Raw genomic sequence first — 11,519 nt, 5'->3', positions numbered from 1 at the left:
CTTCGCCTGCGATCATACATACGAATGCAGAAGGTGCGGTGCTGCGTTCTCGGTCTCTTTGGCCGAGGATGGACCTGTCGTCACTCGTTCGCGGGGAGGGCTCCATGATCCCCCTCGGCCTAGAGCGCCTTTGGCGGTGATTTCAAGAGCAGTGCCGAGTGTGACGTTGAGCGACGTGCGGCATTCCGTTGACAGCGTGGTGAAGGACAGCAGGACGGTCCAATGAAGTCAATGAGTTGCCGGTCGGTGACCGGTGGAAGAATTTCGTCGGCGGCTTTCCCCGCAGCATGAGCCCGAACTGGTGCAGCTCGCGTCTGGTCACCGGCGTGATGGGACGGCGCTGAAGCTCCTCATGCGCCCAGGCCAGATGTGACCGCGCGGGGTCGGCCGCCTCGGTGACCGCGACGTCCTCAAGAGCAAACGGCACGACCAGGTAGCAGCCCACGTCGCAGAGGCCCTGCGCCAGGGAGTCGAAATCTGGCAGGTCAACTTCCAGCTGGACACGACTGGCGTGCGCGTCCTTGGCCACCACGACCTCACCCAGCAGTTCGTTCACTAGCCAAACTCAACCGAGTCCGACCCCGAGTCCCCTTGAAGCCAGGGACACAGTTCTCGCAAACGAGCGTTTGTGTCGACCGGCCCTCTTGATCTATGACCGTTCTGGCGACCTCGTCGAGTCTGTGGGGGTGTGCTCCCAGCGTTCGGTGAGGAGGGCGGGCGAGGGCGCGATCCCGGGCAGTTGGGGGTGGCGGGGGCGCAGGCCGTCGAGAGCGATGGCGATCGTACGCTTTCGGGCGTTGTGGGCTGCCTCGAGCAGGTCGGCGCGGCCCTGCCGGTCGAGCTGTTCGATCAGGGGGGACTTGCCGAGTTGTTCGATCAGTAGCGAGATGTCCATGGCCGTGGCGTCCGGTCTGAGCACTCCAGCAGCGTGCGCGCGGGCCACCAGGTCTCGCATCAGCTCATCGGACCTGGTGAACTTGGCGGCCATCTCGTCGGTGACGGCGATCGTGCCGGCCAGCGGCCCGAGAGAGCCGCCGCTGAACTCCACGCAGGCGCCGATGTAGTGAGCGAGCCCCGCCCAGGGGTCGTCATGCTGCAGGCCGCGTTCGGCGGCCGAAATCCACTGGTCGAGTGACAACGCGCACAGGTGCTGGAAGAGCTCGTCCTTGGAACGGTAGCGGCGATAGAGGCTGGCGATGCCTACTCCGGCGCGTGCGGCGATCGTCGCCACCGACGCATGCGCTCCGTCCAGGGCCAGGACCTTCTTGGCGGCCTCCAGAAGGGCGTGGTCGTTGCGTTCCGCTTCTGCGTGCCGGGGAGCTTTGCGGGCCATGCGCTCACTGTAGTCGCCTTGCGGAGCGATTCACTCCGTTATAGCGTTCCCAAACGAAGCGAATTTATCCGTTTGAAGGAGTGTCATGCGAGCTGTGGTGATGGAAGAGTTCGGAGGGCCGGAGGTCTTGCGGATCCGGCAGGTCGAAGATCCCCTGCCAGGGCCGGGGCAGGTGCTCGTCGCGGTGGCGTACGCGAGTATCACGTTCGTCGAGACGCAGGTGCGCTCGGGCGACGGGCCGTTCGGCAGGCCCGCGCTACCCCGCATCCCCGGCAATGGCGTGGGCGGTCGCATCGTCGCTACCGGACCGGACGTGGACCCGGCCCTGAGGGGGACGGTCGTGGTCACCACCACCGGCGGCGAGGGCGGTTACGCCGAGCTGGCGCTGGCTCGGGCACAGGATGCGGTTCCGGTTCCCGCGGGTCTGGAGCTGAAAGATGCGGTCGCGCTGCTGGCCGATGGGCGTACGGCGCTGCTGCTGCACCGACAGGCGGAGATCAAGCCAGCCGATCGGATCCTCGTGGAGGCCGCGGGAGGAGGTGTCGGCAGCCTGCTGGTGCAACTCGCCGCCGCGGCGGATGCCCACGTGATCGGCGCCGCCCGCGGCGCCGGCAAGGCCGAGCTGGTCACCTCGCTGGGCGCGGCCTCCTATGTCGACTACTCCCGGCCTGACTGGCTGGATCGGGTGATGGAGGCGACCGGCGGCGTCGGACTCGATCTCGTCTTCGACGGGGTCGGCGGCCGGATCGGCACCGAGGCGATCGGGGCGCTACGTGAAGGCGGACGCGTGAGCATCTACGGAATGGCCAGCGGCGCCGACGCCGAACTCGACGAAGGCCGGCTCCGGGCACGCTCCATCGGCGTCATCGGCCGCACCGCCGCGCCGAGCCCGGCCCAGACGCGCGCGCTCATCGTCGACGCGCTGAACCTCGCGGCCGACGGGAGATTGCGGCCGGTCATCGGCCAGACCTTCCCGCTCGAGTCGGCAGCCGCCGCGCATCGAGCGATCGAGTCGCGGACCACCACCGGCAAGACCTTGCTCATTCCCGCCGGCGATGCGCGTGGCTGAGATCGGAACCCACATATCTCGCAAGCCCTCTGCCAGAGCCGGAGTCCGGGGGTGGATCGCCCTGGCGGTTCTGGGCATTCCCGCCGTGTTGGTCATGATGAACATGTCGGTGCTCTATCTGGCGCTGCCAAGCCTGAGCGCCGAGCTGGAGCTCGACGGTCCCCAGCTGCTGTAGATCACCGACATCTACGGTTTCATGGTCGCCGGATCGCTGGTCACGATGGGTACGCTCGGCGACCGTCTCGGGCACCGCCGGATCCTGCTGGTCGGCGGTGTGCTGTTGCAGTACTTCTGGTGGGGGCGGTGTTCCTGCTCGCCTTTCCGGCCATGGCCCTGCTGCTGGTCACCGGCCCTTTCCTGATCCCTGAATCTCGCGCTTCGGCTTCCGGGCGGCTGGACGCGGTCAGTGTGGTCCTGTCGCTGCTGACTCCTTTGACGATCGTGTTCGGCATCAAGGATCTCGCCATCCACGGCGATCATCCACGTCAGGACCGCCCGCATCCGATCGGCCTCGGTGGGCGGCAGGGGCCGGCCGAGTGCTGGGGCCATGTCGTGGCGCAGGTGCGTGTGGTGGTCGAAGACGAGCGCGCCGACCGTGCGGAGCCCGGCGGGCGTGTAGAAGTTTCGCGCGGTGCGCCCTATGGGCGGGTGCGGTCGGGTTTCAGGCGTTGCGGCGGATGGCCCGCACGGCCGTGTCGTAGAGGTCGAACAGGTCCACCTGCCCGCCGAGGCGCACCCATTCCTCGTTGGCAGCCTGCAGGCAGGTGATCGCCGCGGCTGCGATGGCGCGGGCCTCGAGGGTGCGGCGGTCGGAGGTCGGCAGTCGTGGCTCGATCAGCGGTGCGAGCAGGTCCTGCCACCGGGCCTGCTTCTCGGCGTGGCCGGCGCGTAGCGAGTCGTTGCCGAACAGGAACGTGATCAGCTCGAGTCGCCGCTCCGCCGTCATCTGGATCTCTTCGAGGACCTGGAACGCCGCCCGCAGCGACGCCCAGGCATCCTCGTCGGCCGGCCGCTCGGCCAGACGCGCGGCGATCAGCTCGCCCTGTTCGTCCAAGCCGCTGAGCGCGAGGTCTTCCTTGTTACGGAAGTAGTTGAACAGCGTCCGCCGGGAGACACCCGCCGCGGCGGCGACCTCCTCGACCGTCGTGTCATCGAACCCCTTGACGGTGAACAGCTCGACAGCGGTGCGGGCGAGCAGCGAACGCACCACCGAGCGGGTCTGCTCACGAAGGGGTACCGGCTTCTGGGACATGCACCGAAGGTACAGTGGTTCACGTGATATAGCAACTTGCACTGCGTGCAGAGTCGTGCATACAGTGTTGTGCATGACGAAGATTGACTACTCGAACCAGACCACGATCGTCACCGGGGCCAGCTCCGGTCTCGGTGCGGAATTCGCCCGCCAATTGGCCCGCCGCGGCTCGAATCTCGTGCTCGTCGCCCGCCGGGCGGACCGGCTCGAGAGCCTGGCCGGCGAACTGACCCGCGCCCACGGCGTCACGGTGACCACTATCGCCCGCGACCTCGGTCTGCCCGACGCCGGCCGCACGTTGCGTGCCGAGCTCGAATCGCGCGGCATCTACGCCACCGGGCTCGTCAACAACGCGGGCTTCGGCACCCACAACGTCTTCACCGAGGAGGACCCGGAACGTCTGCAGAGCATGATCGCGTTGAATGTCGGCGCGCTGGTCGACCTCAGCCGCGCCTACATCGGTCCGCTGACCTCCGCCGGCTCCGGCGTCCTGATCAACGTGGCGAGCCTGCTGGGCTTCCAGCCGACCCCGTACCTGAGCGTCTACGGCGCCACCAAGGCGTTCGTCCTCAGCTTCACCGAATCGCTGTGGGAGGAGACCCGCGGCACCGGTCTGCGCGTCCTGGCCGTGTGCCCGGGTGCGATGCAGACCGAGTTCTTCGACGCCGCCGGCAGCCAGTCGGCCGATTACGGCGCGGAGCGGGCGACCCCCGAGGACGTCGTGAGGATCGCCCTCGACACGGTCGACCGCCGCTCCGCCCCGCCGTCGGTGATCACCAACGGTCGTCCGCTGGCGCTGGCCGGCAAGTTCCTGCCGCGGCGCGTCGTCGTCCGGTTCATGGGTTCAACGCAGCGCCGCGCCATGAGCCACGCCTAGCGCTTGACCATTCCGCGGTCAGCATTGTCGGGGTGCGCCGACCGCATAGCCGTCGAGGAACAGCGCCACCAGCATCGGGGTCGATGATCGCCAGTGTGCCGGCGTCGGCCTGTTCGCGCAGGTACGTCGTGAGCGTCGAGCGCATCATCTCCATCGTCGTCGTGAAGATTTCCGCGAGCCGAGGAAAGCGACCGACCTCGCTGACGATCAGCCGGTAGATGGCCACCACGCGTGGTGCGGTCCAGTCCCGGGCTATCTGCATCCCGAATCGGGTCAGCACCTGCGCGGGCGGATCCGCCATGGCGGTCATGCCGTTCAGCACGGCCTCGCGCGCTCCCCCCACGAGGTCCTCGACCACGGCGACGAGCAGAGCGTCCTTGTTCAGGAAGCGTGCGTAGATCGTCTTCTTCGACATCCCGGCGTCCCGGGCGAGGCGCGAGACGCCGGCCTAGGAGAACCCCCGCGCGACGAACTCGTCGCCGGCGACCGAGATGAGGTGGCGCATCCGCGCCGCGAGCGTGGCCTGCGGCGGCCGGCCGGGACGGTGATGTTTCCGACCCTGTTCGCCATGGCGTGTCTCTCCGCAGTGACGGCTGCCGTCTGCGTGGGTCGCCGGCCCGGATCGCCGGTCAAGCACCCTGAGGTGTCTGGCCTGGAAGGGTGAGCCCGGTTAGCCCGCCGGCTCCACACGGAACCCTTCAAAACGACGTATTCGCCCTCGCTTACATGACCGCAACCACGCTAACCAGGCAAAACACGCCTGGACGCAGGTAAGTGAAGATCGAAAGAGCACCCCTGCTCATGGTCGGCTACGTCATAACCCCAAGACTGAGACGACGACTCGTCTCTGCTGCTTCCGGCAGCAGAAGACCTCCGGTGCAGATCGCCTACCGGGGAGGCGGTCAGACGTCGCGGGAGTTGTAGCCCTGAAGGTGGAAGCCGCTTCCGAAGGACGGACTGCTGATCGGCTCGAGGTTCCAAGCGATCACGCGGTGCGGCCGGATGCGCAGGGTCTCGTGGTCGAAGGCCGGGTGGAGCGGCGGGTCCAGGAAAAGGATCTCGGCGTGGCCGCGCAGTTCGATGCCGCGGCCGGTCTGGCCGAGGGTGTTGGGCGTCGGCGACTGGTCGTCGATGACGAGGGAGACCCGGGGGTCGGCCAGGACGTTCTTGTACTTGCGGCTCTTGGTCAGCTCCGGACCGCCGATCCGGACGGCCTCGGTCTCGGGGTCGAACCAGATCGCGACCGGCTGAACGTGGGGAGACCCGTCTGGGGCGAGGGTCGCCAGGCGGCCGAGTCCTTGGTCCGGCAGGTAGGGGTCTTGGGACTATCCGGCCGGAATTGAACGATAAGCCTCCGCCGCAGGTCAGGCAGATTGCGAATGGGCGTGGGTGGAGGAGGGCGCCCACGATGCGGACACGCCTGTCCTCTCTGTAGGTCATCGGCCTGGAAACGACCGCTACGATCGGGAGAAGATCACGAGCTGTCACGCGGGCGTGGCACGAGGAGACTTGTTTGAGCGACAGCGCGACCGCCGATGCTGAGGACAAGGCCGGTGAGGCAGCTGCGCCGCCTCCGTTCGAGCCGGTGCGGGTCGTGCCAACTCGGCCTGATGGCTGGCCTGACTGGCTCGGCCGTAGGCCGATCAGCTCGGTCGACCGGGACAGGATCCTGAAGGATCTGAGTGCCGATCAGGAAGAGCTGGACGCTGTCAAGCGGCAGGACGGCCTGCGTCTCGCACCGCTGTTCTCGTCCGTGACGATCGAAGGGTTCGGCGAGCAAGGTGATCCACGGAAAGTGGCCCGGCTGCGAGCCGCCATCAACGCGGCGTGCCGGGTCGCGGCGGGCGATCGGCGGACCAGCTATCACGCGACCGATGAGCGCATCACGATCGGGATCGCTGGGCCGGACGCGCGCGAACGGATTACGGTGCTGCGCCGGCAGCTCGCCAAGATCGGCGATAGCCGCCGTTGGACGATCACCGAAGATCTGAACTAACCCAGCTCTCACGGTGAGTGGGCGAGGAGCGCACTGTCTAAGCTTGTCGTTTAAGCTCTGATCTTCGCTCGGTGGATGCTTCCGGGCGGAGCGGGCTTAGCTCGACTCGTGTGGCAGTGGTCTCCAGAGTCCCTGCTGTTTCAGGAGTTTCTTCGCTGCGTGCTGGGTTTGTTGGGCGGCGGCGGTCTGAGCTGTGGCGATCTTGTGGAGTTGGTTGGAGAACAGCTCGGCCTCATCGGCCGTCAGCCAGCGGAGAGTGTGTGAGATCCAGTGGTCGGACCATGCGCTCAACCCGGTGTTGATGACGGACTGCACGGGGTCGGCCAGGTCCGGGTCGTTGGGTCCGAGTCGTGCGAGGGCCTCGGATTCGACCTCGTGGCGTGGGCGTTCGACCAGGGGAAGCAGCCAGATGGAAGCCTGGTCGAGCGGCACCGCGGAGTGGTTGGGCGGCGCATCGTAGGCCCATTGCCCATCGGCGATGACCAGCCAAGTCTGCCCTGGCTTGATCTCCAGGATCTTGCGCGTCTCGACCGTCATGCTCAGAAGTATTCAACACATGGCCGTGTAAGCAGATTGTGGCTTATTCGTCACGGTGTGTCTGCGCGGCGTGGGGCGGCCACCGTCTCATCTTCGGACTGTCGAAGGACCGAGGAAGGAGGCGATGGCCGCGATGCCCACCCTGGCAGGTGTGACGGCTACGCGAACGGAAACGAACGCTTCCGGTCTGGCCCGGGACGCTCTGGCTGTGCTCGCGGCGTTCCGGCACGAGCTCTACGGCTGCCTGACCGCACGAGCTGATGAGCTGTTCGAGCTGGTCGAGGCGATGCTCTGCACGGACGGGCCCGTCCGGACGCTGGTCGACCTGGCGTTGGCGCCTGAGCACCGGCGCGGCCACGGCTCGCTCTATGACGGGCTGAACCACGGCCGCCTGGACGTTGCCCGGCTGCGGTTCGCGCTGGCCGCGAGGCCACTGCCCGCGCTGCGGACGGCCGGATCGTGCTGGCCGCCGACGTCTCCCCGTGGCTGCGGCCGGACGCCGAGACCAGCCCCGACCGGGCGTTCTGCCACACCTACGGCCGCGGCAAGGATCAGCACCACATGATCCCCGGCTGGCCCTACTCGATCGTTGCGGCCTTGGAGACCGGCCGGACCTCCTGGACCGCGCTGCTGGACGCCGTCCGCCTCCCCGCCGGCGTCGACGTCGCGGCGCTCACCGCCAAGCAGTTGCGGGATGTGGTTGAACGGCTGATCGCGGCCGGTCAGCACGAGCCCGGAGACCCTGACATCTTGCTCGTCGTCGACGCCGGCTACGACGTCACCCGGCTGGCGTTCCTCCTCGCCGACCTGCCGATCGAGATTCTCGGACGGCTGCGCAGCGACCGGGTCATGCGCCGGCCGACCCCGCCGCGCGTCTATGACCCCTACGGCGGCCGGCCGCCCAAGCATGGCACCGAGTTCGTTTTCGGCGATCCGGCCACCTGGGCTGAGCCCCACGCCGCGACCATCACCGAGACCACCCGCTACGGCACCGCAACCGCTCAGGCCTGGGATCGGCTGCACCCCCGTCTGACCCGCCGGGCTGCTTGGCTCGGCTTCCCCGACGAGCTTCCGATCATTGAGGGGACCGTCCTGCGCCTGCAGGTCGACCACCTGCCGAGCGGCGGAGATCCCAAACCGATCTGGCTGTGGTGGTCTGGCACCGGCGCCACAGAGACCGACGTCGACCGGCTCTGGCAGGCGTTTCTGCGCCGATTCGACCTTGAGCACACCTTCCGGATGCTGAAACAGACCCTCGGCTGGACCGTCCTAAGCTCCGCGATCCCGCGGCCGCCGATCGGTGGACCTGGCTCATCATCGCCGCTCACACCCAGCTCCGGTTGGCCCGCGACCTCGTCACCGACCTGCGACGCCCCTGGGAGAAACCTGCCGAACCCGGCCGACTCACCCCCGCCCGCGTTCGCCGAGGGTTCCGGAACCTCCGCGCGAAGACCCCCATGCCAGCCCGCGCACCGAAACCCTCCAAACCCGGCCGCGGACGACCCCAAGGCTCCAAGAACAAGCACCCAGCGTCACGCCACGAGGTCGGCCTCACCCTCACCACCGGCGAAGCCTACGCACGCCCAGCCCACCACAAGGAGGGCACCAAACCCCGCCGCCGAGCCTGAGAAATCACACTCCGCAACCGCCTGCAATGAGAGCTTCGCCCCATAGGCGAAGATCCAAGGTTAAACGACAAGCTAAGAGGGTGTCTCTGAACAGGCAAAAGGATCTCTTCGAGGCGAAGAAGGTAGGCCTCGGTCAGGCAGGCCATGGCCGAGGCCCGGTAGCGGTGCCGCTTCTTCTTCGGGCGGACTATTTGAAGGCCGCGATGTTGCGCTCCGCCCACTCTGCGAAGGTGCGCGGCGGGCGGCCGAGGAGCCGCTCGACGTCGGGGCTGACGCGCTGCTCGGCGGCGGACGGTGCGCCGAGGGCGCCGAGGGTGGCCTCCACGACCGGCTCGGGCATGTATCCCAGCATCTGGTTCCGAGCCTCCGCGCGGCTGAGCTCAACGAACTGCACCGACTCGCCCAGGGCGTCCCCGATCGCCGAGGCCTGCTGCCGGGGTGAGATCGGCACCGGTCCGGTCAGCGTGTAGATGTTGCCCTCGTGGCCCGGCTCGCGCAGTGCGACGGCGGCGACCTCGGCGATGTCGGCCGGGTCGATGGCCGGCACCGCGACGTCGCCGAATGGCGCCGCGACCACCCGTTGTGTGCGGACCGAATCGGCCCATTGGAGCGTGTTGGAGTCGAAGTTGCCCGGCCGCAGCATCGTCCATTCCAGGTTCGACTGCTTGACGGCGTCTTCCAGATGCGAGGGGTGGCGTTGCGTGCCCACGCCGTGGGAGGACAGCAACACGACCCGCCGAACGCCGACCGCCCGCACGATGTTCACGACGTCATTGAGATTGCCGTTGGCCATGAAGTCGGGGGAGGTCAACAGGAACAGCGCTTCGGCTCCGTGGAGGGCGGGCTTGAGGCTCTCCGGCTCGGCCAGGTCGGCCCGCTGATGCCGCACCCCCACCGGCACGTCCAGTTCTGAGATCCTTCGTGACACCGCCGTCACCTGCTCGCCGGCCGCGACAAGCGCCTGCACGAGCGACTGTCCGACGTTGCCCGTGGCTCCAGTCACCACAATCATGTTCGCTCCCAGTTGTCGATGTCCCTTTGCGGACTCGATGGAAGCTACTAGTGCTGGGATAGTAGGTACCTAGACGAAAGTATTGGCAGGAAGGCTTATTGTGACCGATGACACACTTTGGGCGGCCCCCGTCGACGTCCCCCCGGAGCAGGCGTGCCCGATCGCCCCGGTGGTCGACATCGTCTTCAGCCGCTGGACCACGCCGATCCTGTGGGTGCTCAATGAATATGGGCGGCACCGGTTCGTGGAGTTGCAACGCCGTATCACCACCATCACGCCTAAGGTGCTGACCGAACGGCTGCGGCAGTTGGAACGCGACGGGCTCGTGCTGCGCACCTACCACCCCGAGGTTCCGCCGCGGGTGGAGTACGAGATCAGCGAACTGGGACGCAGCCTGGCGCCGCTGTTCGCGGCACTCGCCGACTGGTCGGTCAACCTGGGTGAGGTCGAGCAGGCCCGGCTGGACTACGACGGCAGGGAACCAGCTCGCAGCCGTCGAACCTGACCGAAAGTTCATCGACCAGGAGGCAGCGTTCTTTCGCTTCTTCGGGCTAGCGGGGCCTCCTGACCCGGGAAGGCGTTCTCAGGCGGCGCGTGGCGCATGTGTCGGCCTGCGGATCCACGCCTGCGGCTTTTTCCTGGTCAAACGCCTGGTCATGAGCGTGATCGACGCGACGGTCAGGTGAGCTTCGCTATGCGAAGGCTTGCGCTCAAAATCGATCACATTGCGGCGGGCGTTCATCAGCCAAGAGAGAGACCTCTCGACGATCCACCTTCTCGCGAGCACCTTGAACCCGATCTGACCAGGCCGTTTAGTCACGATTTTCAAGGTGAGGTGCAGGAAGCGGCGGGCCCACTCGACCAGCGTCCCGGCGGAGGCGCTGTCGCCCCAGATGAGGGTGAGTTGCGGGTGCAGCATCCGCAGCCGGGCCAGTAATTCGCGGGCGGCGTCGCGGTCGGGTTGCCCAGCGGCCGTGACCATGACCATCATGAGCAGGCCGAAGGTGTCCACGACCAGGTGGCGCTTTCTCCCTGGCACCTTTTTACCTGCGTCGTAGGACCGGGAGCGGCCGGTGACGGTGGCTGCGGCGCGCACCGATTGGGAGTCGATGATGCCGGCGACCGGGTTGGGGCAGCGCCCGGCGCGCAACCGGATGGCGCGGCGAAGCTCATCCCGGATCCGGTTGAAGACCCCGGCCCTGGTCCAGCGGCTGAAGAAGCCGAACGCGGTCTGGTAAGGCGTTATGTGGAATTTGAGCTCGGCGGTCAAGCCGTATCTGACCAGGCCTCGAAGACGGGCGGTATCAGGCCCCTTCGTTAGCCGTGCAGACCCCACGTGTCCAAGCCGGAGTAGATGTAGGCCGTCTTGCACTGTGGCGCGGCCATGCACTCTGCCTCTCCCGTGTAGATGGCCACGAGAGAGTCGGCGCCGCGCCACCAGGTGTCCGCCAGCCCGGCGACCTCGGCGACCGCCTCGTAGGCGTCCAGTTGGAGGGTATCGACGTCCTGGCCCGTGACCTTGGTGATCGTCTTTGCCCAGGTCGACGCGTGATGGGCCAGCGCCACAGACTCCACCCAGCCGTCGACGGTCGAGTGCAGGGGCATCCACCTGTCGCCGTGGACGCCGAACTCTCCATGGGGGCCGATCATGAAGCTGTAGGGAACGGCGGTTCGCTGCGCTCCTGCTTCGAACCACCATCCTTTCTCCGGCGACCCTTCTGGGGTATCGGGATTCAAGATCCTTGGTCCGCCGTCATAATGCGGAGCAGGGGGAAGCGCAAGCCCGCCCCAGCGTCTTGCGTAGGCAGCCACTCG

At 67.2% G+C, this 11,519-nt stretch carries 14 protein-coding genes and 2 pseudogenes; 6 read left to right on the top strand and 10 right to left on the bottom strand.

Translation table 11 applies throughout. From position 1 onward, the window contains the following. Positions 1-142: 142 nt before the first annotated feature. Positions 143-556, bottom strand: coding sequence for a hypothetical protein (locus AB0C30_RS43875; protein WP_357955332.1), 414 nt, complete (start codon positions 554-556; stop codon positions 143-145). A gap of 93 nt (positions 557-649) precedes the next feature. Next, entirely contained in the window at positions 650-1,333 is a 684-nt protein-coding gene (locus AB0C30_RS43870) for a helix-turn-helix domain-containing protein (protein ID WP_357955330.1), read from the bottom strand. Between the two features lie 85 nt (positions 1,334-1,418). On the opposite strand from AB0C30_RS43870, the gene AB0C30_RS43865 reads away from it, so the two are divergent. Both AB0C30_RS43865 and AB0C30_RS43860 read left to right on the top strand, forming a co-directional pair. Then, positions 1,419-2,402, top strand: coding sequence for a zinc-binding dehydrogenase (locus AB0C30_RS43865; RefSeq protein ID WP_357955328.1), 984 nt, complete (start codon positions 1,419-1,421; stop codon positions 2,400-2,402). Further along, a complete protein-coding gene (locus AB0C30_RS43860) occupies positions 2,395-2,577 on the top strand; it encodes a hypothetical protein (protein ID WP_357955326.1) in 183 nt (60 codons plus the stop codon). The genes AB0C30_RS43865 and AB0C30_RS43860 overlap by 8 nt, the downstream gene beginning before the upstream one ends. Positions 2,578-3,063: 486 nt before the next feature. Here the strand turns inward: AB0C30_RS43860 and AB0C30_RS43855 are convergent, their stop codons facing one another. Further along, a complete protein-coding gene (locus tag AB0C30_RS43855) occupies positions 3,064-3,654 on the bottom strand; it encodes a TetR family transcriptional regulator (protein ID WP_357955324.1) in 591 nt (196 codons plus the stop codon). A 73-nt stretch (positions 3,655-3,727) separates the two neighbouring features. On the opposite strand from AB0C30_RS43855, the gene AB0C30_RS43850 reads away from it, so the two are divergent. Further along, positions 3,728-4,531: an SDR family oxidoreductase gene (locus AB0C30_RS43850; protein ID WP_357955322.1), complete on the top strand. Its 804-nt coding sequence runs from the start codon at positions 3,728-3,730 to the stop codon at positions 4,529-4,531. Here the strand turns inward: AB0C30_RS43850 and AB0C30_RS43845 are convergent. The 3 genes and pseudogenes from AB0C30_RS43845 to AB0C30_RS43835 form a co-directional block, all read right to left on the bottom strand. After that, complete coding sequence (locus AB0C30_RS43845; RefSeq protein WP_357955464.1) at positions 4,491-4,853, bottom strand: TetR/AcrR family transcriptional regulator C-terminal domain-containing protein; 363 nt, start codon at positions 4,851-4,853, stop codon at positions 4,491-4,493. The genes AB0C30_RS43850 and AB0C30_RS43845 overlap by 41 nt on opposite strands. A 45-nt stretch (positions 4,854-4,898) precedes the next feature. Then, positions 4,899-4,964 (bottom strand): annotated as a pseudogene (locus AB0C30_RS43840) (TetR family transcriptional regulator); the annotation flags it as partial. A gap of 469 nt (positions 4,965-5,433) precedes the next feature. Beyond that, a complete protein-coding gene (locus AB0C30_RS43835) occupies positions 5,434-5,817 on the bottom strand; it encodes a pyridoxamine 5'-phosphate oxidase family protein (protein ID WP_357955461.1) in 384 nt (127 codons plus the stop codon). Between the two features lie 227 nt (positions 5,818-6,044). On the opposite strand from AB0C30_RS43835, the gene AB0C30_RS43830 reads away from it, so the two are divergent. Next, on the top strand, positions 6,045-6,527 hold the full coding sequence (locus AB0C30_RS43830) for a hypothetical protein (RefSeq protein WP_357955320.1): 483 nt from the start codon (positions 6,045-6,047) through the stop codon (positions 6,525-6,527). A gap of 96 nt (positions 6,528-6,623) precedes the next feature. On the opposite strand, the gene AB0C30_RS43825 is transcribed toward AB0C30_RS43830, so the two are convergent. After that, complete coding sequence (locus AB0C30_RS43825; RefSeq protein ID WP_357955318.1) at positions 6,624-7,064, bottom strand: hypothetical protein; 441 nt, start codon at positions 7,062-7,064, stop codon at positions 6,624-6,626. A gap of 124 nt (positions 7,065-7,188) precedes the next feature. Between AB0C30_RS43825 and AB0C30_RS43820 the strand changes: the two are divergent. After that, a pseudogene (locus tag AB0C30_RS43820) lies at positions 7,189-8,738 on the top strand (transposase). A gap of 141 nt (positions 8,739-8,879) precedes the next feature. Here the strand turns inward: AB0C30_RS43820 and AB0C30_RS43815 are convergent. Beyond that, positions 8,880-9,704 carry an NAD(P)H-binding protein gene (locus AB0C30_RS43815; RefSeq protein WP_357955316.1) on the bottom strand — a complete coding sequence of 275 codons (825 nt, stop codon included), beginning with the start codon at positions 9,702-9,704 and terminating at the stop codon, positions 8,880-8,882. A 100-nt stretch (positions 9,705-9,804) separates the two neighbouring features. Here AB0C30_RS43815 and AB0C30_RS43810 point away from each other — a divergent pair, with 100 nt between their 5' ends. Beyond that, entirely contained in the window at positions 9,805-10,209 is a 405-nt protein-coding gene (locus AB0C30_RS43810; protein ID WP_357955314.1) for a helix-turn-helix domain-containing protein, read from the top strand. Between the two features lie 78 nt (positions 10,210-10,287). Here AB0C30_RS43810 and AB0C30_RS43805 read toward each other — a convergent pair whose 3' ends face one another. After that, the gene (locus AB0C30_RS43805; protein ID WP_357955312.1) at positions 10,288-10,974 is read right to left on the bottom strand and encodes an IS5 family transposase; all 687 of its coding nucleotides are present in this window, start codon (positions 10,972-10,974) and stop codon (positions 10,288-10,290) included. A gap of 47 nt (positions 10,975-11,021) precedes the next feature. Then, positions 11,022-11,354 (bottom strand): hypothetical protein, encoded by a 333-nt coding sequence (locus AB0C30_RS43800; RefSeq protein ID WP_357955310.1) that lies wholly within the window; start codon positions 11,352-11,354, stop codon positions 11,022-11,024. Positions 11,355-11,519 lie beyond the last annotated feature (165 nt).

Source organism: Nonomuraea sp. NPDC048901 (assembly GCF_040649695.1).
In the GTDB taxonomy this organism is placed as follows: domain Bacteria; phylum Actinomycetota; class Actinomycetes; order Streptosporangiales; family Streptosporangiaceae; genus Nonomuraea.
The sequence above is the reverse complement of the archived record's forward strand: the minus strand, read 5'-3'. Positions and strand labels throughout refer to the sequence as shown.

Coding starts and splice junctions, on each gene's coding strand:
- AB0C30_RS43870 (WP_357955330.1), bottom strand. CDS start 1,333: ATGGCCCGCAAAGCTCCCCGGCACGCAGAAGCGGAACGCAACGACCAC.
- AB0C30_RS43865 (WP_357955328.1), top strand. CDS start 1,419: ATGCGAGCTGTGGTGATGGAAGAGTTCGGAGGGCCGGAGGTCTTGCGG.
- AB0C30_RS43855 (WP_357955324.1), bottom strand. CDS start 3,654: ATGTCCCAGAAGCCGGTACCCCTTCGTGAGCAGACCCGCTCGGTGGTG.
- AB0C30_RS43850 (WP_357955322.1), top strand. CDS start 3,728: ATGACGAAGATTGACTACTCGAACCAGACCACGATCGTCACCGGGGCC.
- AB0C30_RS43825 (WP_357955318.1), bottom strand. CDS start 7,064: ATGACGGTCGAGACGCGCAAGATCCTGGAGATCAAGCCAGGGCAGACT.
- AB0C30_RS43815 (WP_357955316.1), bottom strand. CDS start 9,704: ATGATTGTGGTGACTGGAGCCACGGGCAACGTCGGACAGTCGCTCGTG.
- AB0C30_RS43800 (WP_357955310.1), bottom strand. CDS start 11,354: ATGATCGGCCCCCATGGAGAGTTCGGCGTCCACGGCGACAGGTGGATG.